At 67.5% G+C, this 20,938-nt stretch carries 22 protein-coding genes, 1 tRNA gene, 1 pseudogene and 1 riboswitch; of the genes and pseudogenes, 12 read left to right on the forward strand and 12 right to left on the reverse strand.

Going from position 1 to position 20,938, the window contains the following annotated elements; translation table 11 throughout:
- The first annotated feature begins 72 nt into the window (after positions 1-72).
- Positions 73-915, forward strand: coding sequence for an alpha/beta fold hydrolase (locus tag IG65_RS0119785; RefSeq protein ID WP_081879606.1), 843 nt, complete (start codon positions 73-75; stop codon positions 913-915).
- A gap of 94 nt (positions 916-1,009) precedes the next feature.
- On the opposite strand, the gene IG65_RS0119790 is transcribed toward IG65_RS0119785, so the two are convergent.
- Genes IG65_RS0119790 through nth form a run of 4 tightly spaced genes read right to left on the reverse strand, consistent with a single transcriptional unit; the run spans position 1,010 to position 4,364 of the window.
- Positions 1,010-2,203, reverse strand: coding sequence for a MarP family serine protease (locus IG65_RS0119790; RefSeq protein ID WP_030516428.1), 1,194 nt, complete (start codon positions 2,201-2,203; stop codon positions 1,010-1,012).
- A complete protein-coding gene (locus tag IG65_RS0119795) occupies positions 2,200-2,949 on the reverse strand; it encodes a CoA pyrophosphatase (protein WP_051756510.1) in 750 nt (249 codons plus the stop codon). Before IG65_RS0119795 ends, IG65_RS0119790 begins: the two co-directional genes overlap by 4 nt.
- Positions 2,950-3,006: 57 nt before the next feature.
- Positions 3,007-3,660: a TlpA disulfide reductase family protein gene (locus tag IG65_RS0119800; RefSeq protein WP_030516430.1), complete on the reverse strand. Its 654-nt coding sequence runs from the start codon at positions 3,658-3,660 to the stop codon at positions 3,007-3,009.
- On the reverse strand, positions 3,657-4,364 hold the full coding sequence (nth, locus tag IG65_RS0119805; RefSeq protein WP_051756532.1) for an endonuclease III: 708 nt from the start codon (positions 4,362-4,364) through the stop codon (positions 3,657-3,659). The genes IG65_RS0119800 and nth overlap by 4 nt, the downstream gene beginning before the upstream one ends.
- Before the next feature lie 262 nt (positions 4,365-4,626).
- Between nth and IG65_RS0119810 the strand changes: the two genes are divergently transcribed.
- Entirely contained in the window at positions 4,627-4,866 is a 240-nt protein-coding gene (locus tag IG65_RS0119810; RefSeq protein ID WP_030516432.1) for a hypothetical protein, read from the forward strand.
- A 269-nt stretch (positions 4,867-5,135) separates the two neighbouring features.
- Complete coding sequence (locus tag IG65_RS0119815; protein WP_019044571.1) at positions 5,136-5,810, forward strand: Crp/Fnr family transcriptional regulator; 675 nt, start codon at positions 5,136-5,138, stop codon at positions 5,808-5,810.
- Between the two features lie 31 nt (positions 5,811-5,841).
- Here IG65_RS0119815 and IG65_RS0119820 read toward each other — a convergent pair whose 3' ends face one another.
- Genes IG65_RS0119820 through IG65_RS37850 form a run of 3 tightly spaced genes read right to left on the reverse strand, consistent with a single transcriptional unit; the run spans position 5,842 to position 7,271 of the window.
- Positions 5,842-6,633: an MBL fold metallo-hydrolase gene (locus tag IG65_RS0119820; protein WP_030516433.1), complete on the reverse strand. Its 792-nt coding sequence runs from the start codon at positions 6,631-6,633 to the stop codon at positions 5,842-5,844.
- 9 nt (positions 6,634-6,642) lie between these two features.
- Entirely contained in the window at positions 6,643-7,110 is a 468-nt protein-coding gene (locus tag IG65_RS0119825; RefSeq protein ID WP_030516434.1) for a RidA family protein, read from the reverse strand.
- The gene (locus IG65_RS37850; protein WP_085997207.1) at positions 7,107-7,271 is read right to left on the reverse strand and encodes a DUF4177 domain-containing protein; all 165 of its coding nucleotides are present in this window, start codon (positions 7,269-7,271) and stop codon (positions 7,107-7,109) included. The genes IG65_RS0119825 and IG65_RS37850 overlap by 4 nt, the downstream gene beginning before the upstream one ends.
- Before the next feature lie 164 nt (positions 7,272-7,435).
- On the opposite strand from IG65_RS37850, the gene IG65_RS0119835 reads away from it, so the two are divergent.
- Both IG65_RS0119835 and IG65_RS0119840 read left to right on the forward strand, forming a co-directional pair.
- Positions 7,436-8,473: an ArsA-related P-loop ATPase gene (locus IG65_RS0119835; RefSeq protein ID WP_051756512.1), complete on the forward strand. Its 1,038-nt coding sequence runs from the start codon at positions 7,436-7,438 to the stop codon at positions 8,471-8,473.
- Positions 8,473-9,678 carry an ArsA family ATPase gene (locus tag IG65_RS0119840; RefSeq protein WP_030516436.1) on the forward strand — a complete coding sequence of 402 codons (1,206 nt, stop codon included), beginning with the start codon at positions 8,473-8,475 and terminating at the stop codon, positions 9,676-9,678. The genes IG65_RS0119835 and IG65_RS0119840 overlap by 1 nt, the downstream gene beginning before the upstream one ends.
- A gap of 100 nt (positions 9,679-9,778) precedes the next feature.
- Here the strand turns inward: IG65_RS0119840 and IG65_RS0119845 are convergent, their stop codons facing one another.
- On the reverse strand, positions 9,779-10,102 hold the full coding sequence (locus IG65_RS0119845) for a WhiB family transcriptional regulator (protein ID WP_030516437.1): 324 nt from the start codon (positions 10,100-10,102) through the stop codon (positions 9,779-9,781).
- 281 nt (positions 10,103-10,383) lie between these two features.
- On the opposite strand from IG65_RS0119845, the gene IG65_RS0119850 reads away from it, so the two are divergent.
- Positions 10,384-12,747 carry a transglycosylase domain-containing protein gene (locus IG65_RS0119850; protein ID WP_030516438.1) on the forward strand — a complete coding sequence of 788 codons (2,364 nt, stop codon included), beginning with the start codon at positions 10,384-10,386 and terminating at the stop codon, positions 12,745-12,747.
- 63 nt (positions 12,748-12,810) lie between these two features.
- Here IG65_RS0119850 and IG65_RS0119855 read toward each other — a convergent pair whose 3' ends face one another.
- The gene (locus tag IG65_RS0119855) at positions 12,811-13,275 is read right to left on the reverse strand and encodes a GatB/YqeY domain-containing protein (RefSeq protein ID WP_030516439.1); all 465 of its coding nucleotides are present in this window, start codon (positions 13,273-13,275) and stop codon (positions 12,811-12,813) included.
- Between the two features lie 148 nt (positions 13,276-13,423).
- On the opposite strand from IG65_RS0119855, the gene IG65_RS0119860 reads away from it, so the two are divergent.
- The 4 genes from IG65_RS0119860 to IG65_RS0119875 all read left to right on the forward strand — a co-directional run bounded on the left by IG65_RS0119860 (position 13,424) and on the right by IG65_RS0119875 (position 16,492).
- A complete protein-coding gene (locus tag IG65_RS0119860) occupies positions 13,424-14,410 on the forward strand; it encodes a metallophosphoesterase (RefSeq protein WP_030516440.1) in 987 nt (328 codons plus the stop codon).
- A 39-nt stretch (positions 14,411-14,449) separates the two neighbouring features.
- Positions 14,450-15,877, forward strand: a complete 1,428-nt coding sequence (locus tag IG65_RS39680) for a hypothetical protein (RefSeq protein ID WP_156055694.1) — start codon at positions 14,450-14,452, stop codon at positions 15,875-15,877.
- A 56-nt stretch (positions 15,878-15,933) separates the two neighbouring features.
- Positions 15,934-16,007: transfer RNA gene (locus IG65_RS0119870), tRNA-Pro, on the forward strand.
- Positions 16,008-16,201: 194 nt separating this feature from the next.
- Positions 16,202-16,492, forward strand: a complete 291-nt coding sequence (locus tag IG65_RS0119875) for a hypothetical protein (RefSeq protein ID WP_156055695.1) — start codon at positions 16,202-16,204, stop codon at positions 16,490-16,492.
- A 23-nt stretch (positions 16,493-16,515) separates the two neighbouring features.
- Here the strand turns inward: IG65_RS0119875 and IG65_RS0119880 are convergent, their stop codons facing one another.
- Positions 16,516-17,784 carry a low temperature requirement protein A gene (locus IG65_RS0119880; protein WP_030516443.1) on the reverse strand — a complete coding sequence of 423 codons (1,269 nt, stop codon included), beginning with the start codon at positions 17,782-17,784 and terminating at the stop codon, positions 16,516-16,518.
- 38 nt (positions 17,785-17,822) lie between these two features.
- On the reverse strand, positions 17,823-18,902 hold the full coding sequence (locus tag IG65_RS34890; protein WP_231509299.1) for an ABC transporter substrate-binding protein: 1,080 nt from the start codon (positions 18,900-18,902) through the stop codon (positions 17,823-17,825).
- A 215-nt stretch (positions 18,903-19,117) separates the two neighbouring features.
- Between IG65_RS34890 and IG65_RS37855 the strand changes: the two are divergent.
- A pseudogene (locus tag IG65_RS37855) lies at positions 19,118-19,234 on the forward strand (isopenicillin N synthase family oxygenase); the annotation flags it as partial.
- Between the two features lies 1 nt (position 19,235).
- Here IG65_RS37855 and IG65_RS0119895 read toward each other — a convergent pair.
- On the reverse strand, positions 19,236-19,535 hold the full coding sequence (locus IG65_RS0119895) for an SAM-dependent methyltransferase (protein WP_030516444.1): 300 nt from the start codon (positions 19,533-19,535) through the stop codon (positions 19,236-19,238).
- Positions 19,536-19,644: 109 nt separating this feature from the next.
- Positions 19,645-19,768: riboswitch (cobalamin riboswitch) on the forward strand.
- Positions 19,769-19,801: 33 nt separating this feature from the next.
- Between IG65_RS0119895 and IG65_RS0119900 the strand changes: the two genes are divergently transcribed.
- Positions 19,802-20,908, forward strand: a complete 1,107-nt coding sequence (locus tag IG65_RS0119900; protein ID WP_030516445.1) for a HoxN/HupN/NixA family nickel/cobalt transporter — start codon at positions 19,802-19,804, stop codon at positions 20,906-20,908.
- Positions 20,909-20,938 lie beyond the last annotated feature (30 nt).

A 20,938-nucleotide genomic window follows, 5' to 3' on the forward strand; every position in this document is an offset into this window, starting at 1 on the left:
GCGACCACAAGACCTACCAGCCCGCCCCCGCAACCTGACCCCATCAGCAAACCCGGAAATCACCAGTAGGACTTGACAACCTCATTGAGATTCCTCCTGCACGGCTTCGGCGATTTCTGGTGGTCGTGGCGGCATCAGCTGACCGGGCTCACCCAGGCCGGCTACCGCGCGGTCGCGGTCGATCTGCGCGGGTACGGCGATTCCGACAAACCGCCGCGCGGCTACGACGGCTGGACGCTGGCCGGTGATATCGCCGGCCTGGTGCGGGCGCTCGGGCACACCGACGCGACCCTGGTCGGCCACGCCGAGGGCGGACTCGTGTGCTGGGCGACCGCGGTTCTGCACCCCCGGGTGGTGCGCTCGATCGCGCTGATCGCCTCACCGCATCCGGTGGCGCTGAAACGTGCCGTGCTGCGCGATCGTCGCCAGCGCGCGGCCTATCTGCCGAATTTCCTGCGGTATCAGCTGCCGCGGTACGGCGAGCGCCGGCTCAGCCGCCAGGACGGATTCGAAATCGAACGTCTCGTGCGCGAGCGGGTCCGGCCGCAGTGGGCGGGCACCTCCGAATTCGTCGACACCGCCCAGCGCATGCGCTCGGCGATCCGCATACCCGGTGCGGCCCACTGCGCCCTGGAATATCAGCGCTGGGCCTTCCGTAGTCAGTGGCGTCCCGACGGCCGCCGCTTCCTGTCGGCGATGCGGGTACCCGTCCGCGTGCCGACGCTGATCCTGCGCGGCGACGCCGACCACTACATGCTCGAATCGACCGTGCGCGGCGCGGGCAAACTCTCACCCGATCGCCGGGTGGTCACGATCCCGCAGGCCGGGCACTTCGCCCACCAGGAGAATCCGGACGCCGTCACCGCGGAACTGTCGAAACTGCTGGGTGATCCGGCGACCGCGCAGTACGTCTAGCACACGGCAGGCCCTTGGACGCGCAGGCCCTCGACACGTCCGCAGCGCCGGTGTCGGCGCCGCGGCTTCGCCCTGAAAGTGGGCCGGCAGCGGGTCAGCTCAGGACGCAGTCACCGGTGCCGACGGGCGCGGTCGAATTCGACGCGGCCTGCAGATCGGATTCGACCTCCTTCAAGGTGAGCACATAGCCGGTGTCGTCGTCGGTGACCGCCGCGCCGAAGACCACACCCAGCACCTCACCGTCGGTGTCGACCAGCGGGCCACCGGAGTTGCCGGCGCGCACCCGGCCGCGCACGGTGTAGACCTGGCGTTCGACGGTGTTGCTCTTGTAGATGTCCGGACCGGTCAGCTCGAGTGTCTCGCGCACCCGGGCCGCACTGGCGGTGTAGGGGCCGCCGCCGGGGTAGCCGAGGACGATCGAGCTCTGCCCGGATTTTCCGGGCGACGGGGCGAGCGGGATCACCGGCGCGTTGAGTCCGGGAACGGCCAGGATGGCGACATCCTTGGCCGGGTCGAACAGCACCACGGTCGCGTCCAGGCGGCCGCGCGCGGTGTCGACCTGCACGGTGGAGGTGCCCGCGACCACGTGCGCGTTGGTCATGATGCGCTCGGGCGCCACGACGAAGCCCGAACCTTCCAGCGCGCGCTGACAGCTCGGCGCGACACCGTTCACCCGCAACACGCTGTGCTGGAGATTCAGCGCGACAGGCGTGTCGAGAACGCTGGGGTCCGGCGGCTCGACCGCCGCGATCGGCGCCCGGCCGAACGGGCCGATCACCTCCGGCAGTCCCGAGGTGTTGAGCAGCTTGGAGAATTCGTTCGGCACCCGGCGCAGCCAGTTCGGCGCGACCTGGTTCACGTCGGCGAGCACCCGGGAGCCGTTGACCGCCGCCGCGATACCCGGCTGGGACGACGATGCCAGCGGCAACGCCAGCAGCCAGGCGGTGACCATTACGGCCACACACTGCAGCGCCGCACCCACCACGCTGTCGATACTGCGGGTGAACGGATGCCGCATACCGCTGCGCGCGGCGCGGCCCAGCACCATGCCGGCCACCTCGCCGACGATCACCAGCGCGACGATCAGCACGACGCCGACCAGCACGCGCTTACGGCCCTCGCTGATGTGCTGCAGGATGTGCGGCGCGATCAGGATGCCGGCGACCGCGCCGAGCACCACGCCGAGAAATCCGAGCGCCGAGGCCACCGCGCCCTGTCTCCACCCCGAGGTGGCAGCCAGCAGCGCGATGATCAAGACCGCGAGGTCGAGCCACCCGGAACTACTCATAACGTCATCCCCACTGCCGCGAGCGAGGCCTGCAGATCACGCACATCGTGGTGATCCCAGTCCCGCTCCCATCCCGATACCGCAAGCAGACCGGCGAGCACACCGGCGGTGAAACCCCAGACGAGCATGCCATCGACCGCGAACGCCGGTCCCATGTACCCCAGCGGATGACGAACGACGAACCGGTTCGCCGGGTCGATCAGATCCGTCAGCGGCACCCGCACGACGCGGGCGGCCTCGGTTTCGCTGACCACCCGCACCTCACCGGGCGTGCGCCAGTACGCGACCACCGGCGTGACGTCGAACCGGGACGGCGGGACGAAGATCTTGGGCAGGATGGCGAACGGTTCCACGCCCACGGGGTCGAGACCGGTCTCCTCGCGCGCCTCGCGCAGCGCGGTACCGACGGGACCGTCGTCACCCGGCTCCACCCCGCCGCCGGGAAAGGCGACCTGCCCGCGGTGCTGGCGCAGGGTGGCGGCGCGCTGGGTCAACAACACGTCGGCATCGGCCGGGAGACCGCCGCGGGTCCCGGCATCGGGCTCCGGCGAACCGCCGAACAGGACGAGGACGGCGGCCTCGCGGGGACGCAGAGCGGCCGCGGCCACCTTGCCCGCGGTGCGTTTGAGTACTTGATTCACGCCCGTCGGATCGGCCGGTTCGTGGTCGGCCACGCCGCGCAACCACCCCGGGATATCGGTGGCGAGCTGTTGCGGCCGGTCCTCAGCTGTCGAATTGTCGTTCATCTCGGATCTATCGGGCACGGACGAGGCCCTCCACGGTTGTACGCACTGCGTGCCCGTTCACACCCGCACCCCCAATTCCTGCGCGACGGTGGCGGCGACGTCGTCGGCGGTGTCGAACGGCCGGACCACCACCTTCGCGATCGAACCGTCGGCGCGAACCAGTACCGAGACCGGCAGCACGGCCGGCGCTCGCACCGCCGTGCGCACCTTGCCGGCACCGTCCTGCATACCCGGCAGACGCACACCGAGGTCGCGCAACCGGGCCAGCGCCTTGCCCTCGTCGGGATCGCTGTGCACGGTGACGACGGTCAGCGCGCTACCCGCGCGCGCCGAGAATTGCTGCAGCGCGGGCAGTTCCCGGGCGCACGGCTCACACCAGTACGCCCACAGATTCACCAGCGCCGGACGCCCGGCCAGCGCTGCGCCGAGATCGACCGGACGGCCGTCGGCCAGACATTCGAGCGTGATTGCGGCCAGCGGACCGGCGGCCGGCGTGGGCGGCTGCTCGGCCGCGGCGCCCGGACGCGGACAGTCGGCCAACGCCGCCGCGGCCCGTTGACCGTCGGAGGCGGACGCCGGCCCGCCCTGCACCGCGGTGGCGGTCACGGACGGACCGTCGTGGTCACCGCGCGGCCAGACCGCGACGGCGAGCGCCACCACAGCTATCAGAACGACGAACGCCCATCGCCACGCCGCGGGAACCGACTTCACCGGCCCACCAATTCGAGCAGATGCTCGGCCTCGGGTCCCTTCACCAGTGCGGCGGCCGTCGCGGGGTCGGTCGGGCCGATTCCGAAGGAGGGGCAATCCTTGGCCAGCAGGCACGCGCCGCACGCCGGTTTACGGGAATGGCAGACGCGGCGGCCGTGGAAGATCACCCGATGCGAGAGCATCGTCCATTCCTTGCGCTCGATCAGTTCGCCGACGGCGTGTTCGATCTTGACCGGGTCGTCCTCGGTGGTCCATTTCCACCGCTGCACCAGCCGCGAGAAATGGGTGTCGACAGTGATTCCCGGCACATCGAAGGCGTTGCCGAGGATGACGTTGGCGGTCTTGCGCCCGATGCCCGGCAGCTTCACCAATTCGGGCAGCGTGTGCGGCAGGACGCCGTCGTGGTGTTCCAGCAGCGCCTGTCCCAGCCCGATCAGCGAACTCGTCTTGTTGCGATAGAAGCCGGTGGGCCGGATGTATTCCTCGAGTTCCGTGCGATCGGCCTCGGCATAGGCCTTGGCGTCGCGATACCGGGCGAACAATGCCGGAGTCGTCTGATTCACCCGGACGTCGGTGCATTGCGCGGAAAGGATTGTGGCCACGGCCAATTCGAGCGGGGTGGTGAAATCCAGTTCGCAGTGCGCGTCGGGAAATGCCAACGCCAGCGTGCGATTCATCCGCCGGGCACGACGTACCAGACCCAGCCGGGTTTCGTCGGCGAATCGGGCGGCCGGTTTCGAGTTCGCACGCGCGGATTTCTGCGGAAGTTTTTTTCGAGCCGGAGAACTCGATTCGGTCGTTGTGACCGACGCCGCATCGGTGGCCGTCGCGGCCGTCTCGTGCCCGTTCACGGCGGTGGATCTGGGTTCACGCACTCGTCCACCATACGGAACCGCACCGACGCGAGCGCGATCGCGAACTCCTCCCGTGTTCCATCTGAGACCTTCTCCGTGTTTACTCACCCGTATGCAAGGACTCGCTGTGGTGCTCTTCCCGGTGGTGTTGATGCTTTTCGCACTGTTCATGGAACGTGTCGAAAACCGCCTGCGCAAGCTGCTCGAACCGGGTGAAGAGGTCCAGCAATATCTGGACAGGGCCAGCAATGCCGAGGTCAACGAGCTGGCCAAGTTGGGCGTGCCCGCACACGCCGGCTCCGGCGGCCGCCGCCGTAATCGCGACGAATTGGACGTCGCCCAAGCCAGTTAGCCCGATTTCGCCCTCCGGCGATACCGACGCGCTCGACCCGCGAATACTCGAGCCCGGGAACTTTCCGCGACGCCGCGCCCGTTCACAAACCGCACGTTACGTGGTGTCTGTCACTACGCTGCGTGGATGGCAAGTAGACTGCACTGTCGGCCGAACGCTTCGGTCCAGCACTGTGGCGAGCGACGCCGAGCCAGGCGGCAGCCTGCGTACCACGTAGGGACCCGCTGACGCCGCAGTAAGCACCGTCAATTCCCATAAGGAGCACATTCGTGGACGAGGCCCTCGCCAGAGCAGGCATCTTCCAAGGCGTCGAGCCCACCGCGGTGGCTGCTCTCGCCAAACAGCTTCAGCCGGTGGATTTTCCACGTGGCCATGTCATTTTCAATGAGGGCGAGCCCGGCGATCGGCTGTACATCATCACGTCGGGCAAGGTGAAGATCGGCCGCCGTTCCCCGGACGGGCGCGAGAATCTACTGACCATCATGGGCCCGTCGGATATGTTCGGCGAGCTGTCGATCTTCGACCCGGGCCCGCGTACCTCCACGGCCACCACCGTGACCGAGGTGCGTGCGGTGACCATGGATCGCGATGCGCTCAAGGCCTGGATCGACCAGCGACCGGAGATCGCCGAACAGTTGCTGCGGGTGCTCGCCCGCCGCCTCCGGCGTACCAACAACAACCTGGCCGACCTGATCTTCACCGATGTCCCGGGTCGAGTCGCCAAGGCGCTGTTGCAGCTCGCGCAGCGGTTCGGCACCCAGGAGGCCGGCGCCCTGCGGGTCACCCACGACCTCACCCAGGAAGAGATCGCTCAGCTGGTCGGCGCCTCGCGCGAGACGGTGAACAAGGCCCTGGCCGATTTCGCCCACCGCGGGTGGTTGCGGCTCGAGGGCAAGAGCGTGCTGATCTCCGATTCGGAGCGGCTGGCTCGCCGGGCGCGGTAGGGATTTCCCACCGCGCTCCGGCGCATCCGGATCAGTTCCGGCCGCGCAGATAGGCGAGTTGGGCCTTGACCGAGCTGCGCGCGGCCGGCCACAGCCGTTTGTCCACATCGGCGTACACCTTCGCCACGACCTGTAGCGGTGTCGCGTTCTCACCGAGTTCGCGTAATGCCGCCCGTACCTGGTTCAGGCGCTGATGCCGATGTTCGATGTAGTAGCCGATCACCGGTTCGGCCTGCGGATGATCGGGCCCGTGCGCCGGGAGCAGCGCACGGCCGGGGGCGTGCCGGGCGAGCAGTTCGAGGGAGTCGAGATAGTCGCCGAGCGCGTCGTCGCGCGATTCCAGCACCGTCGTCCCGCTGCCGAGCACGGTATCGCCGGTGATCAGCGCGTCGTCGAGTAGCAGACTGACCGAATCTTGGGTATGCCCCGGGGTGCCCAGCACCGTCAGGCGCAGCCCGGCCGCCTCGACGACCTCACCGTCGGTGAGCGGCGCCGAGGAGCCGGACAGATATTTCGGATCCATCGCGCGTACCGGCGTTCCGGTCAGTTTCACCAGCCGGTCGATGCCGCCGGTGTGGTCGTGATGGTGATGCGTGATCAACGTCAACGCGATATTTCCGTCGGTGGCGCGGGCGATCGCCTCGCTGTGCGCCTTGTCCTTGGGCCCCGGATCGATCACCACACAGTCGGATCGATCCGGGGCCCGCAGAATCCAGGTGTTCGTCCCCTCGAGCGTCATCTGGTTCGGATTGTCGGCCAACAACACCGAAGCGGTACCGGTGACCGGCCGCAGTTGTCCGTACGCGGGATGAGTGAGGGTCATCTACCTTGCCTACCGCACTTCGGCGATCAGCTCCACCTCGACCGGAGTGTTCTTGGGCAACTCGAACACCCCGACCGCGGAGCGGGCATGCACTCCGGCCGCGCCGAACACCTCGCCCAGCAGCTCGGATGCGCCGTTGATCACCAGCGGCTGATCGGTGAAACCCGGTGCCGAGGCGACGAATCCCACCACCTTCACGATCCGCACGACCGCGTCCAGCCCGACCAGATCGTCAACCGCCGCCAGCGCGTTCAACGCGCACAGGCCCGCGGCCCGCGCGGCATCCTCGACGCTCACGTCGGCGCCGACCTTGCCCGTCGCCGACAGCGCGCCGTCGACGAACGGCAGCTGGCCGGCGGTGTAGACCAGCGAACCGCTGCGCACCGCCGGGATGTAGGCGCCCGCCGGAGCCGCGACCGGCGGCAGCGCGAGACCCAGTCGTTCGAGGTTGGCGCGCCAGTCCGTGCCGGCCGTCACTGCTTGGGCCGCTTCAGATAGGCCACGTGCTGTTCACCGGTCGGCCCCGGCAGCACCGTGACCAGCTCCCAGCCGTCGGCGCCCCACTGATCCAGAATCTGTTTGGTCGCATGCGTCAACAGCGGCACCGTCGCGTATTCCCAGACCGTCACATCGCTCATGTCGCAGAAGCGTACTGGGTGAACCGACGGTGAACGGTGCGGCCGAGAGACTCGTCGGGGACCGATCAGCACATTTCCGGCTCGTACGGAAGTGCGCTGTGGCCTACGAGACAGTAGGGCGATCCTCTGGTCGCTGTTTCGTAACGGGTTATAGGCTCGCGAACGTGGGAGTACCGACAGCAGTACCCGTTTCGCAAGAGCCGGGACTGAAATTAGGGTGGCCGAACCGAGCCGACAAAGCGCGGCTGCATTACGTGTCCGGCAAGGGCGGGACCGGAAAATCCACGGTCGCAGGCGCTTTGGCGCTCGCATTGGCCGCGGGCGGGCGCCGGGTACTGCTGGTCGAGGTGGAGGGCCGCCAATCGATTGCCCAATTGTTCGATCTGCCGCCACTGCCGCCGACCGAAACGAAGATCGCCACCGCCGACGGCGGCGGTGAGGTGATGGCCCTGGCCCTCGATATCGAACACGCCTTCCTCGAATATCTCGACATGTTCTACAACCTCGGCTTCGCGGGCCGGGCGATGCGCCGGATGGGCGCCATCGAATTCGTCACGACGATCGCACCGGGTCTGCGCGACGTGATACTGACCGGCAAGATCAAGGAATGCGCGGTCCGCACGGACAAATCCGGTCGGCGCGTCTACGACGAGATCGTCGTCGACGCCCCGCCGACCGGTCGCATCGCCGGATTCCTCGATGTCACCAAGGCCATGGCGGAGGTCGCCAAGGGCGGGCCGATCGCCGGGCAGGCCGAGGGCGTGGCGGCGCTGCTGCATTCCGAGCAGACCGTCGTCCACCTGGTGACCCTGCTCGAGGCCCTGCCGGTGCAGGAGACCTCGGACGCGATCGCCGAGCTGACCGAATCGGATTTCCGGATCGGCACGGTCATCGTCAATCGCGCCACCGAGGGCTTTCTCCCCGCGCCGGTGCGCGCCCGCGTCGCGACCGGTGACGTCGACCTGGACGCCGTCCGGGCGGGACTGGCCGAGGCCGGAATCACGGTGGACGACAACGACTTCCAGGGTCTGATCCGGGAAGCCGTGGAACATTCGGCAACGCTGCAGGCCCAGGACGACAGCTCCGCCGAACTGGCGAAGGTGGATATCAGCCGCCTGTATCTGCCGGCGTTGCCCGACGGTATGGACCTGGGCGGACTGTACGAACTGGCCGAACATCTGAGCGCGCAGGGAGTCCGCTGATGAGCCACCCGAGCCCGCTGATCCCGCCGGCGACTCCGCTGCTGGATGTCGAGGCCATCCTCGCCGACCCGACCGCCCGGGTGGTGGTGTGCTGCGGCTCCGGCGGGGTCGGCAAGACCACCACCGCCGCGGCGATCGCCCTGCGCGCGGCCGAACAGGGCCGCAAGGTCGTGGTGCTGACCATCGACCCGGCGCGGCGGCTGGCCCAGTCGCTGGGCGTCACAGACCTCGGCAACGCACCCCAGCGCGTGCAACTGCCCGAGACGGCCAAGGGCGAGCTGTACGCGATGATGCTCAACATGCGCCGCACCTTCGACGAGATGGTGCTCGAGCACACCAGCCCGGACAAGGCCGAGCAGATCTTCGCCAACCCCTTCTATCAGACCGTCGCCTCCTCCTTCGGCGGGACGCAGGAGTACATGGCGATGGAGAAGCTGGGCCAGCTGGTCGCCAAGCGCGAGTGGGATCTGGTCGTCGTCGACACGCCGCCCTCACGCAACGCCCTGGACTTCCTCGACGCGCCCAAGCGGCTCGGCAACTTCCTCAACGGCCGGATGATCCGCGTCATCATGGCGCCCGGCCGCGGCGTGGGCCGCCTCGTCACCGGCGCGATGAGCCTCGCCGTGCGCGGGGTGTCCACGGTCGTGGGCGGGCAGATGCTCAAGGACGCCTCGCTGTTCCTGCAGTCGCTGGAGTCGATGTTCGGCGGCTTCCAGGACCGCGCGGAGCGCACCTACGCCATGCTCTCGCGGCCCGGTACCCATTTCGTGGTGGTCGCCGCCGCCGAGCCGGACGCGCTGCGCGAGGCGTCGTTCTTCGTGGATCGGCTCTCCACCGACGGAATGCCGTTGGCCGGGCTGGTGCTCAACCGCACCCATCCGGTGCTGTGCACCCTCTCGTCGGCTCAGGCGACCGCCGCCGCGGACCGGCTGAGCCCCGGCACCGGCAGCGATGCCGACGGCACCGCGAAGGAGGCCGTGGCCGCCGACGCCGCCACCGATGCCGCGACGCTGACCGCCGACATCCTGCGCATCCATGCCCATCGCGCGGTCACCGCCAACCGCGAACAGCATCTGCTGCACCGCTTCACCGGCGCCCATCCCCGGGTGCCGATCGTGACGGTGACCGCCCTGCCGTTCGAAGTGTCCGATCTGGACGCGTTGCGCGCGGTCGGCGACCAGCTCGCCGGGTCCGACGCGGCCTGAATTCTCCGGTGGCGCTGACGTGCGGCCCCGATTCCGCACGTCCTCGGCCGAAAAACGGTCCGAGCCCGCACGCGCGGGCTCGGACCGTACCGGTACTCGACTACATCGCGACCTTCTGCTGACGCTGGGCACGGAAGAAATCCGCCCACGAGGTCACCTCGGGATGCTGCTTGAGCAGCGCACGCCGCTGCCGCTCGGTCATCCCACCCCACACACCGAATTCCACTCGATTGTCGAGGGCGTCGGCACCGCACTCCATGAGCACCGGGCAATGCCGACAGATGGTGGCCGCCTTGCGCTGGGCGGCACCACGGACGAACAACTGGTCGGGATCCACTTCCTTGCATCGGGCCTGGGACACCCAGGCGATTCTCGCTTCGGCCTGCTCCACGTCCAATCGAGCGATGGGGGTAGTCATGTGCATTTGGTGTGCCCCTTTGCAGTCCGAACACCGGGTCAACGGCGCTCCGGAATCGCGTGCAGCCCACAGCAACCCAACCCCGCTGCGCTCCGCACCACATTCCACTTTGAGTGTTAGCTCTATCACACTGGGTTCTCAATCTAGGTAAAGGTATGGGGCGAGCGCAAGACCGTGCCCGTATTTTCTGGTACGCCCGTCCCTGCGGAAGCCTCGCGACCAGCTGTCATGGCGCGCCGCCGACCGCGCACCGCGCATGTGACGGCGGGCCAATTAGGCTGGGGCGCGTGCCGATCTCACAAACGCTCGCGAGGCTCGCCGGCGCCTGCGTCCTAGCGGCCGTACTCGTCGCCGGATTGCTGTTCCCGCTCGCCGGCGGCTTCGGGTACATGTCGAACCGCGCAGCCGATGCCGTGGACAACGTTTCCGCGGAATTGGTGGCAGGCACCGCGCCGGCGGTGTCGACGATGGTCGATGCGACCGGAGCCCCCATCGCGTGGCTGTACGAACAGAGACGTTTCGAGGTCCCCAGCGACAAGATCGCCAACGATATGAAGTTGGCGATCGTCTCCATCGAGGACAAACGCTTCGCCGAACACGGCGGCGTCGACTGGCAGGGCACGCTGCGCGCATTCCTGACCAACACCTCGAGCGGTGAGGTACAGCAGGGCGCCTCGACCATCGACCAGCAGTACGTGAAGAACTTCCAGCTGCTGGTGGTCGCGAAAACCGACGCCGAACGCCGTGCCGCCATCGAGACCACGCCGGCCCGTAAACTGCGCGAAATCCGAATGGCTCTGACCTTGGAGAAAGAACTCACCAAGGACGAGATCCTCACCCGCTATCTGAATCTGGTGCCGTTCGGCAACGGTTCCTACGGCATTCAGGACGCCGCGCAGACCTATTTCGGCGTCGACGCCAAGGATTTGAAGGTCGCGCAGGCCGCCATGCTCGCCGGTATGGTCCAGTCCAGCTCCAAACTCAACCCGTACACCAACCCCAAGGGCGTGCTGGAGCGGCGTAATACCGTGTTGGACACGCTGATTCAGAACATTCCGAGCCGGGCCGACGAATTCCGGGCCGCCAAGGAACAGCCGCTGGGCGTGCTGCCGGAGCCCAAGGGGCTGCCGCGCGGATGCATCGCCGCAGGTGACCGTGGTTATTTCTGCGATTACGCGCTGCAATATCTCGCCAATGCGGGAATCAGCAAGGATCAGATGGACAAGGGCGGATATCTGATTCGCACCACCTTGGATCCGGCGGTGCAGAATTCGGTCAAGGCCGCCGTCACGGCGAACACCGATCCGAATCTGGAGAATATCGCCGAGGTCACGAGCATCATCGCTCCCGGCCAGGACTCCCACCACATCCTGGCGATGACCTCGAGCCGCACCTACGGTCTGGATCAGGGTGCGCATCAAACGGTCCAACCCCAGCCGTATTCGATGGTCGGTGACGGTGCCGGATCGATTTTCAAGATCTTCACCACGGCCGCCGCGATGGAGAAGGGCCTGGGCACCAGCGCTCAGTTGGATGTGCCCTCGTTCTTCGCCGCGAAGGGTATGGGTAACGGTGGCGCCGCGGGATGTCCGCCGGCCACCTATTGCGTCAAGAACGCCGGTAATTACCGATCGCCGATGTCGGTGACGGAGGCGCTGGCGCAGTCTCCGAACACCGCGTTCGTCAAGCTCATCCAGGATGTCGGCGTGACGCCCACGGTCGATATGGCGGTCCGGCTCGGGATGCGCTCCTACGCCGAGGCGGGCACCTCCGGCCACGGTAATCAGAGCCTGGCGGACATGATCAAACAGCAGAATCTCGGCTCGTTCACCCTGGGCCCGGTCGCGATCAATCCGCTGGAATTGTCCAATGTCGCCGCGACGCTGGCCTCCGGCGGAAAGTGGTGCCCGCCCTCGCCGATCGCGGAGGTGATCGACCGCGACGGTAAGCAGGTTCCGCTCACCCAGCAGGCCTGTGAACAGGTCGTCGAGCCCGGGTTGGCGAATACCCTGGCCAATGCGCTGAGCCAGGACGCCGTGGGCGGTACCGCGGCCGGTTCGGCCCGTGCGGTGGGCTGGAACGCCCCCGTATCGGCCAAGACGGGAACCACCGAAACCCACCGGTCCTCGGCCTTCCTCGGCTTCACCAATTCGATGGCCGGCGCCGCCTACATCTACGGCGACTCCCCGACGCCCGGCGAGATCTGCTCGTTCCCGCTGCGCACCTGCGGCGACGGTAACCTCTACGGCGGTAACGAACCGGCTCGCAGCTGGTTCGGCGGAATCAAACCGGTACTCGACAAATTCCCGCCGCCCGCACTGCCGCCGTTGGACGACAAATATGTGCGCGGCTCGAACAACGCGCAGATCCCGGATGTGAACGGCATGTCGGAGTCCGAGGCGCGCTCTGTGCTCATCGGCGCGGGCTTCCAGGTGTCGACGGTCACCACGCCCGGATCGGCCGCCAAGGGGACGGTCACCGCTACGACGCCGAACGGCTCGGCCATTCCCGGATCGGTGATCACGGTGCTCGTCAGCGACGGCACGCAGCGGGAGATCCCGAAGCCCGGACCGCCGCCGGCACCGCCGGTGCTCCCGGGTCTGCCGCAGATACCGCGGCTGCCACCGATTCCGATTCCGATCCCCCGGTAGCGATACGCGAGAGGCCGGCGAATGTGCGACACATTCGCCGGCCTCCTGCGTTGTCCGGTGAGCCTACAGCCGGGCCCTGACCGCGGCCGAGATCCGCGAACCGTCCGCCCGGCCCGCGGCCAGCGCCGTCGCGACCTTCATGACCTGGCCCATCTGCTTCATGCCCGGGCGCTCACCCAACTGCTCGGCCACATCGGCGATGGCGGTATCGGCGATATCGGCGACCTCGGCCTCGGTGAGCGGGGTCGGCAGATACTCGTCGATGATCTCCTGCTCCGCGCGCTCGTTGGCGGCCAGTTCGCCGCGGCCGTTCTGTTCGTAGACGACGGCCGCCTCGTTGCGCTTCTTGGCCTCCTTGCCGAGGACCGCGATCACCTCGGCATCGGAGAGCTCCTTCGCCTCGGCACCGGCGACCTCGGCGTTCTGCACGGCTGCCAGCAGCATGCGCAGCGTGCTGAGGCGCAACGTGTCCTTGGCCTTCATCGCCGCGGTCAGATCGGCGCGCAACTTCGATTTGAGTTCCGACATGCGCCACACGCTAGCCGTTGTCGGCGGACCCTCCCACCGCATTTCCGCGTGTCGAGCCGGGTGAACGGGCACGACAGCGCCCGACAAACCGGATGCCTGTGCGGAATCACACTCGGTATTCGTCACAGTGGTCGCCTATTCTGGGCTGATGCCCGTATTCTCGTCCCCCGCACTTCGACGAGCAGCGCTGGGCTCCGGAGCTAAGGTCGCCGCCGCGGCCGCCGGTACCGCAGTGGCCGGAATCGGCTATGCCTCGCTGATCGAACGCAATGCCTTCGTCCTTCGTGAGGCCACGATGCCGGTGCTGCAGCCGGGCTCGTCGAGCCTGCGTGTGCTGCACATCAGCGACCTGCACATGACGCCCGGCCAGAAACTCAAACAGGCCTGGGTTCGCGAACTGGCCGCCTTGGACCCGGACCTGATCGTCAACACCGGCGACAACCTCGCGCATCCGAAGGCGGTGCCCGCGGTGGTGCAGTCGCTGACGGCGTTGCTCTCCCGTCCGGGCATCTTCGTCTTCGGCAGTAACGACTATTTCGCGCCCGTTCCGAAGAACCCGCTCAAGTACTTCGACAAGAACCACAAGCGAGTGCACGGGGATCCGCTGCCCTGGCAGGATCTGCGCGCGGCGTTCACCGAACGCGGCTGGCTGGATCTGACCCATGTGCGGCGCGATCTCGAGGTCGCCGGAATCAAGATCTCCACGGCCGGTGTCGACGATCCGCACCTGTCCCGCGACCGGTACGACACCGTCGCCGGCTCGCCGAACCCACTGGCCGATCTGAGCATCGGACTCACCCATTCGCCTGAGCCCCGCGTGCTCGACCGGTTCGCCGGTGACGGGTACGACCTGGTGCTGGCCGGCCACACCCACGGCGGACAGCTGTGCCTGCCGGGATTCGGCGCGCTGGTCACCAACTGCGGTATCGATCGGTCCCGGGTGAAGGGTCCGTCGCGTTGGGGTGCGCACACGCGACTGCACGTGTCCGCGGGCCTGGGTACCTCACCGTGGGCGCCGTACCGCTTCTGCTGCCGCCCCGAGGCGACCTTGCTGACGCTGGTGGCCGCACCGCCGAAACGCCCCATCGCCGACAGTGGCCATGGCGTCTCGGAATCGGAGGCCGTGGCGCGCTAGGGTGGCGTGCCGAGGCACGACATCAGGCAGGGGTACACGGTGAACAGTGGGTTCGAGCGGAACGACGACCCGACCGCGCGACGAGAACCCACTCCCGACTCGAACGAGACCCCGCCGACACTGGCGATCCGGCGGGTGCCGGGTGCGAATTTCCCTGTGTCGCAAGGGTCCCCGTGGGCTCGCCCGCAGTCGATTCCCACCGTTCCCGGCGGCGCGGGCGATCCCGGACGCTCCGGCACTCCGGCCGAACCCGCCAAACCCGCGGCGCCGGACGCGGACCGGTCGCCCGGATCGCTGTTCGGCGGGAACGACGCTGCCGGAGGGCAATCCGCTCCGGCCCATCCGTGGTCGCCGCAGGGCGGCGCGAGCGCGGACACCTCCCGCGGCTCGAATGCGGTCCCGGGTCCGCACGCGCCGTCCGGCTTCGCTCCGTCGCCGCACGGTTTCGGCAACCCGGGTGGACCCGACGCGCCCACCACCGCCTTCGGCGTGCAACCCGGGACGCCGCAGTGGCCGGGAAGCTCGATGCCGGGCGCGAATACTCCCTCCCAGCAACAGTTCTCGGCACCGCACGGCAACGGTCGCCCCGAGCCGGATTGGCAATTGGGGGTCGGATCACGTCCCGCGCCGCAGCAGGCATCCTGGGGACCGCCGACGGCTCAGCATCCGCACACCGCGCTGCTGCAGGTACCGGCCGAGCAGCCGCCCCGGCGGCGGAAAGCTCTGCTGCTCAGCGGAATCGGGGTGCTGGTCGTCGTGGCGATCGGCGCGACCGTGGCGGTGGTCGCGAGCCGGCATTCCGACTCGCCTGCCGCCGCGGGTTCCGGCAAGCCGTCCATGGTCAGTGCGCTCAGTAACGAAAACCAGCCTCCCCCACCACCTTCGCGACCGCAGCAGACGGCGCCGAAGCCGCAGCCCGGCGCCGCGCCGCCGCCGATGATTCCCGGTTACCAGGTCGTCCAGATCCTCGATCGCGGTGCGGCCTACGACGCGCCTCCGGAGTGGAAGGTCGATCCGGTCGGCACCGCCGCCTGGGGTTCGGGATCGAATCCGCTGGAAATCGCCGGCCTGGCACAGGACGGCAAGAACTACTGCCCGAACTACACCCGGACCAACGCCTTCCTCACCATGTCTCCCCAGACGGACCCGGCCGCGGCCGCCGCCGATATCGGGGCCCGGATGGCCAAGTTCGGCTGGTCGAACGCCACCGTCGCCGCCCCGGCCCCCGCCGAGCCGATGGTCTCGCTGGACGGGCAGCTGCACGGCGCCTTCGTGGAGACCACCGGCAGCGCGCCCCCGCCGGCCCCCGGCTGCGCCACGACCTTCGCGGTCTACACGTTCGCCTTCCCCAGCGAAAACGGAAACTTCGTCATGACGGTCGCCGCCGACACCGGCGTCGACAAGTCCGTGGACAAGGAAACCGCCAAGCGCATCCTCTCCACCATCCGCCCCCTCCCCACCCGCTGACCAGCTGATTTAATGATCGGCTCCCCCCTGCTGTAAGCTACGACAGGCTCAACTCACGGGGTGTGGCGCAGCTTGGTAGCGCGCTTCGTTCGGGACGAAGAGGTCGCAGGTTCAAATCCTGTCACCCCGACTCGTGTGTGGAGACACGGCAGAGGCCCTGACCAATCCACTGGTCAGGGCCTCTTGCTTTGCCGGGTGCGTATCCGTGCCGGGTGCGTATCGTTGCCGGGTTCGGGAAACTTCACCGTCCACGGCCCGATCCTGTGGGCGAGCTGCCTTCCCATTTCCGGGACCACCGGAAAACCTTGTGCTACAACTTTGTTCGTGGCGGCACTCATCGGCTTGGTGGTGATCCTGGGGATCATCATTCTCATCGCGGGAGCGGTTCTGTTGATCGTCAGTCTGGCGAAAGCGCCGGGGCGGCGGCGGGCAGGTTCCGCCCCCGAGGCGGCGCAGCACCAGGACCTGCCGATGTGGACTCCCCCGCAGCACCAGGACGTCCCGATGTGGACTCCCCCGCAGCACCAGGACGTCCCGATGTGGAGCCCGCCGCAGCAGCATTCCGCGCAGCAGCCGCCGGATCGGACGCCGTACTGGTCGCCAGGTCCTCGATAGGCACGGTGACGGGCTCGCTCGCGTCACTCCAGATTCGCCAGCATCTCGCGCTGATGCCGATAGCCGATGGTTTCGTAGCCGACCACGGTGATGAACGGGGAGATCATCACCACCAGTAGGCATACGGCGATCGAGGCGCCCAGCGCGGCCAGGATCACCGCGACGGCCAGGGCCACGACCGTGAGGGTGAGCAGCAGGATGTGGAACGGGTCCGGGGCCGACAGCAGCAGGGTGTGCAGCAGATAGACCATCAGCAGGTACACGCCCACCGGGAGAGCCAGGGCCAGGACCACCGCGACCGGGCCGATGTGGGAGTGGTGCTCGAGCGACAGGCCCGCGACGTGCAGGCCCGCGCCGGCGCCGGCGATACCCATGTAGAGCGGGATGTGACCGTAACCGAACAGGTAGCCGCGGTTGCGGCGGTGCACGAGGATCTCGCCGAACGGGGTGGTGAAGTACACCCACCACATGCCGAAGGTCAGGCCCACGCCGGCGACCACGATCGCGATCGCATCGGCACTCCACTGCCCGCCGTCGCTGCCGCCGAGCAGCCCGCCGGAGGAGGCGATCGTGCCGACCACGCCCTCACCGAGCGCGATGATGGCGAACAGGCTGTAGCGTTCGGCCACGTGGTGCGGATGCCACGGGGTACCACTCGCGCGGCCCTGGGTCAGCACCGGTACGAGCAGTTCCAGCACGCCGAGCAGTACGCATCCCACCCCGGCCACGAGCAGCGGCATGTGCACGAATGCGATGATCACCCAGCCGATTTGGGCGATGATCGTCCACCGGATGCTGCCGTAGCCGACGTGCCGGAAGGACGGCGACTCCCGTCCGGCGCGCCACCACTGCAGCACCATCGCGATCCGCATCACGATGTAGCCGACGACCATCACCCGCACGTCGAGGTGATCGCCCACATCGACCGAATGGAACATCGCGGGCAGGCCGAGGGCGAAGACCACCACGCCGATCATCACCACCATGGTGAGCACGCGGTACAGCCAGTCGTCGGTGTCGAACGCCGAGGCGAACCAGCTGAAATTGATCCAGGCGTTGACGATCGCGAACATCGCCAGCACGAAGGCGAGCACCGCCTTGCCCGCATGCCCGTCGGCGACCATCTCGGCGAAATACGACGCCGCCGTGCCGACAGCGACCACGAAGGTCAGATCGAACAGCAGCTCCAGGGGCGAGGACACGCGCCCCGGTTCGTCGGGGTCGCGGCCGGTCATCCGGATGAGGCGGTGCGCCGGGCCGCGGGCGCCGCCGGTGGATACGGAGTCGCTCATGGGCACCGATGATGCCGTACCGACGGGTCGGCTCGCCGCTACGGCGCCCGCCGCCGTGGCAGGACGCGTGCGCGCGCTACTTCCCGGAAGCGTCCGACGGCTGCAGCAGCGAGTTGAACTTGTTCGTGTAGAACTTGCTCGGATCCAGCTTGTGATCGATGGCCCCGGTGTCCTCGAGCCAGCTCTGCCAGCGCGTGAAATCCTCGTCCGACACCTTGCCGTAGCGCCGGAACCCCCACGGACAGCCAGTATTTCAGCGTCGAGGTGTCCTCTCCCGCACGGTGGCGGGCGTTGATGATATCGGTGAATTTCGCGATGACCTGATCCCGCGGCGTGCTGCGCTCCCATTCGATCGCCTTCGCGACGCCGGTGGTGAAGGTGCGGACCACATCGGGGTTCTTCGCGATGAAATCGTTGCGGAAGACATAGGGCCCGCCGTTGATCGGGCCGCCGTATTCGTCGAGTTCGGTGAAAATCGGTCGCACTCCGCCGTTGGCCACCGCGCGCTGCTGGAACTGGCCGTTCAATGCCGCGGCGTCGATCTGTCCCTGCCGCAGCGCCTGTTCGATATTCGGCGGCGGCAGCGCCACCAATTGCACCGATTTGATCTGGTCGACGCTCAGTCCGGCCTTCTTCAACGCATCATGAATATCGGCCTCGTTCTGGCCACCGAGCGTATTCACGCCGACCTTCTTGCCGACCAGATCCGCGGCCGAACGAATCGGGCTGTTGTCGAGCGTGTAATAGCCCTGGAAGGACTTCTCGTCCGATCCGTAGTAGTTGACCACCGCGGTGATGGGCGCCCCGGCGCCGGCCAGCTTGGCGACCGCACCGGCGAAGGCCCCGCCGAAGTCGACCTGCCCGGTCGCGGCGGTCTGGATTTCCTGCGGCCCGCTGATGGTGTTGCCGACGTAGTCGAGTTTGATCTTGCCGTCGAAGAATCCGAGGTTCTCCGCGAGCTCCGGAAGCGTGACCTGATCGGTCCAGCCGAGATACCGAAGCGAGGTCACCCCGTTCTCGGTGTGGGCGGATCCTCCGCTGCCGCAGGCGGTGAGTAGCACAGCGGCAGCCGTACCGGCTGCGAAGACGGATATTGCGGTGCGGATACGTCCGGACATCAGGTAATTCCTCTCGACACTGCGCACGACGGCACGGTGGTGCGCGTCGGCTCGGCCGAGCCTAGGTGTTGTGAATTGCCGAGCCTCCCCTTTGAATCACGACGATTCGGTTGCCGGAAATACGCGTCGATCACTCGAGTACACCCCCTGCGGAACAATTGAATTCCGTCCGAGTCGAACCCTTTCGGGGCGGCGAGCTGACCAACGGCCTGGTCGATCCGATCTTCGACACCTACGGCCGCAACGCCTGGAAATCGCGCATCCGGGCCCATCCGGACGTGGCCGAACGGCATCACGGCATCACTCCGGGCGCACCGGCGCGGACGTACTGAGTCACCGCTTGCGGCCGACTCGGCCCACGATGCAGCGGCGCACATCCGACAGCGGTGTGAGTCGCGGGCCGTCCGGCCACCAGTCGTCGCACAGCACGAGGCCCGGGTCGACCATCTCCAAGCCGCCGAACAGGGCCTGAATCTCCGCGCGGGTGCGGAAACGCCCGCTGCCCATCGGACTGTGGACGAACCTGTCCTCCATCTTGCGGGGGAGTTCGCTCGGACCGGATTCCTCCGGATCGTAGAAATGCGCGATCGCCACATACGAACCGGACGGCAGTGCGTCGATATAGGTCTGCATCTCTCCTCTATTTGCCGGGCACACGGGGGCATACCCGACATTTCATCGATCGGGAATCCTGTCACCGCCCTCGTCGCGACCTGCGAAGACCGTGGCCGCACGGGGGCGGTCCGTTGGTATAGTCCGCAGAGTTCTCGCGATGGGAACGGGAAACCGGTGCCAATCCGGTGCGGTCGCGCCACTGTGTTCAGCCCATGCTGTCAGCCAGACCCCTTTCGTCGCTGTGCACGGACGGGGACGCGGGTTCCCCAGAAGGGTTGTGGCACATGTCCACTCGTCGTCGCCTGCTTCGCGATGTGCTGCGGGACTGGTCCCGGCGTGACTGGCTGGAAGCGGCGGTGCTGCTCGGTGTGGTCGCGTTGATGCATCTGATCGGATTCGGCCTGCTGTTCGGCGCGATCGCCCCGCACGGTTATCGCATCGGCACGGAGGTCTTCGGCATCGGACTGGGCATCACGGCCTACACCTTCGGGCTGCGCCACGCCTTCGACGCCGACCACATCGCCGCCATCGACAACACCACGCGCAAGCTGATGAGCGACGGCAAACGCCCCAAATCGGTCGGATTCTGGTTCGCGATGGGGCATTCCACGATCGTGTTCGTCCTCGCCGCGCTGGTGGTGGCAGGTGCGCACGTGGTGGGCACCCTGGTCGACGAGGACTCGTCGACCCGCAAGACGCTGGGCACCATCTCGACCGTGGCCTCCGGATCGTTCCTGTATCTGATCGGTTTGCTCAATGTGGTTGCGCTGATCGGCATCTGGCGGGTCTTCCGCCGTCTGCGCCACAGCGGCGAATACGATCGCGCGGAACTGGAGGCGGCGCTCGATTCGCGCGGATTCCTGGCACGCCTGCTGGCGCCGGTGATGCGGATGGTGGGACGGCCGGTGCATGTCTATCCGGTCGGCGTGCTGTTCGGCCTCGGTTTCGACACCGCGACCGAGGTGGCGCTGCTCGCGCTGGCCGGGTCCGGCGCGGCGGCGGGACTTCCCTGGTACGCGATCGTGGTGCTGCCGTTGCTGTTCGCGGCGGGGATGAGCGTGATGGACACGATCGACGGCCTGTTCATGAACGTCGCCTACGACTGGGCGTTCTCCGATCCGGTGCGCAAGATCTTCTACAACCTGGCCATCACCGGCCTGTCGATCGCGGTGGCCCTGTTCATCGGCTCGATCGAGCTGATCAAGGTGCTGCACGACGACACCGGTTTCGGCGGCCCGGTCGGAGAGTGGATCGCCGGTATCGACCTCAACAACGCGGGATTCGCGATCGTCGGATTGTTCGTCCTCGCCTGGGTCGTCGCGATCGCCTACTGGCGGCTGGCGAAGGTGGACGAGCGCTGGGCGCCCGCGCCGACCGAGGAATCAGCCTAGCCACACCACATTCGACCGCACCTCGTCGAG

The organism is Nocardia sp. NRRL WC-3656 (genome assembly GCF_000720265.1).
Lineage (GTDB): Bacteria > Actinomycetota > Actinomycetes > Mycobacteriales > Mycobacteriaceae > Nocardia > Nocardia nova.